We start from the raw sequence: 2,381 nt of genomic DNA, 5'->3' as shown, positions 1-2,381 counted from the left end.
TCCGTGCGGGTGTCCACCGAGCTGGTCGCCTCGTCCAGGATCAGCAGCGAGGGGTTGGCCAGGAACGCCCGCGCGATGGTGATCAACTGCTTCTCACCGGCGCTGACGTTCGTCGCCTCCTCGTTGATGACCGTGTCGTACCCGTCCGGCAGCGTCCGCACGAACCGGTCCACGTAGGTGGCCCGCGCCGCGGCGACGATGTCCTCCTCGGTGGCCGAGGTGTTGCCGTAGGCGATGTTGTCGCGGATCGTGCCGCCGAACAGCCACGTGTCCTGCAGCACCATGCCGGTCTGCGACCGCAGGTCCTCGCGCTTCAACGCGGTGATGTCCACCCCTTCCAACGTGATGCGACCCGCGTCCAGCTCGTAGAACCGCATGATCAGGTTCACCAGCGTGGTCTTGCCCGCGCCGGTCGGACCCACGATCGCCACGGTCTGCCCCGGCTCGGCCACCAGGGACAGGTCCGTGATCAGCGGCTGCTCGGGCCGGTAGGAGAAGTCCACGTGCTCGAACTCCACCCGACCCCGGCGCTCGGCGGGCAGCGTGGCCTCCGCCGGGTCCGGCTCCTGCTCCTCGGCGTCGAGCAGCTCGAACACCCGCTCCGCCGAGGCCACGCCGGACTGCATCAGGTTCGCCATCGACGCCACCTGGGTCAGCGGCTGGGTGAACTGGCGCGAGTACTGGATGAACGCCGTCACCTCGCCCAGGCTCATCGCCCCGGACGTGATGCGCAGGCCGCCCACGACCGCCACGGCGACGTAGCTGACGTTGGACAGGAACATCATCATCGGCATGATCAGGCCGGACACGAACTGCGCGCCCATCGCCGAACCGAGCAGCTCGTCGTTGCGGCGCTTGAACTCCTGCTCCGACTCGCGCTGGCGGCCGAAGACCTTCACCAGCTGGTGACCGGTGAACGCCTCCTCGATGTGCGCGTTGAGCGCACCGGTGTGCTTCCACTGCGCCACGAACAACGCCTGCGACTTCTTGCGGATCCGCCCGGTGGCCACGACGGAGATCGGGATCAGCAGCAGCGCGATCAGCGTCAGCAGCGGCGAGATCGTCAGCATCATCACCAGCACGCCGACGACGGTCAGCAACGACGTCAGCAGCTGGCTCAACGTCTGCTGCAACGTCGTGGCCACGTTGTCGATGTCGTTGGTGACGCGGGACAGCAGCTCGCCGCGCGGCTGGCCGTCGAAGTAGCGCAACGGCAACCGGTGCAGCTTGTCCTCGACGTCGGAGCGCAGCCGGAACACGAACCGCTGCACCACGTTGTTCAGCACGCGGCCCTGCAGCCAGCCGAACACCGACGAGGTGAGGTACAGGGCCATCACCCACAGCAGGACCGCGCCGAGCGCGTCGAAGTCGACGCCCGCGCCCGGGACGTGGCGCATCCGGCCGAGGACGCCCTCGAAGATGATGTCGGTCGCGTGGCCGAGGATCTTCGGGCCCGCCACCGAGAACGCCACGCTGATGACGCCCAGCGTGACCACGACCAGCAGGGCCAGCCGCTCGGTCCGCATCCGCCGCGCGCAACCGGGCGTCCGTGGACAGGTCGAGCGCGGAGAACGCGTCGTCGAACAGGTAGATGTCCGGTTTGCGCACCAGCGCGCGGGCGATGGAGAGCCGTTGCCGCTGACCTCCGGAGACGTTCGTGCCGCCCTGGGCGATGGTCGCCTCCAGGCCGCCGGGCATCTCCTCGACGAAGTCGCGCGCCTGGGCGATCTCCAACGCCTCCCACAGCTCCTCGTCGGTGGCGTCGGGGTTGCCGTAGCGGAGGTTGGACGCGATCGTCCCGCTGAACAGGTACGGCCGCTGCGGCACCAGGCCGATGCGCCCGCACAGGGCGTCCGTGTCGATCTCGCGGACGTCCGCGCCGTTGACGAACACGCCGCCGCCGGTCACGTCGATCAGCCGCGGCACCAGGTTGAGCAGGGTCGTCTTGCCGGTGCCGGTGCTGCCGATGATCGCGGTGCGCTGACCCGCCTCGGCGCTGAAGCTGATGTCCCGCAGCACCGGCTCGTCCGCGCCGGGGTAGCGGAACTCCGCGCCGCGGAACTCGACCGAGACCTGCCGGGGCAGCTCGACCAGCGGCGCGGCCGGCGGGAGCACCGAGGACTCGGTGTCCAGCACCTCGTTGATCCGCTCGGCGCTCACGGCGGCGCGCGGGATCATCATGGAGATGAACGTCGCGAACATCACCGCCATGAGGATCTGCATCAGGTAGCTCAGGAACGCCGTGAGCGAGCCGATCTGCATGGCGCCGGTGTCGACGCGGAGCACAGCTGGAGCAGGCCATGCCTAGCGGTAGAGCGTCGGGTGGGGCATGAGGGGGCGGCACATGGGGTAGAGGTGGGTGGTGGCGGGCTGAGTGTAGT

The 2,381-nt window shown here is 69.0% G+C and carries 1 protein-coding gene and 1 pseudogene; both read right to left on the bottom strand.

Annotated features, from left to right (window positions below; all coding sequences use genetic code 11):
* On the bottom strand, positions 1-1,526 hold a 1,526-nt coding region (locus AB0G02_RS35520), incomplete at its 3' end, for an ABC transporter ATP-binding protein (RefSeq protein ID WP_360803430.1).
* 7 nt (positions 1,527-1,533) lie between these two features.
* Positions 1,534-2,280: pseudogene (locus tag AB0G02_RS35515) on the bottom strand (ABC transporter ATP-binding protein); the annotation flags it as partial.
* Positions 2,281-2,381: the final 101 nt, after the last annotated feature.

Origin of the sequence: Actinosynnema sp. NPDC023658 (assembly GCF_040639995.1) — a bacterium.
GTDB lineage: Bacteria > Actinomycetota > Actinomycetes > Mycobacteriales > Pseudonocardiaceae > Actinosynnema.
The sequence above is the reverse complement of the archived record's forward strand: the minus strand, read 5'-3'. Positions and strand labels throughout refer to the sequence as shown.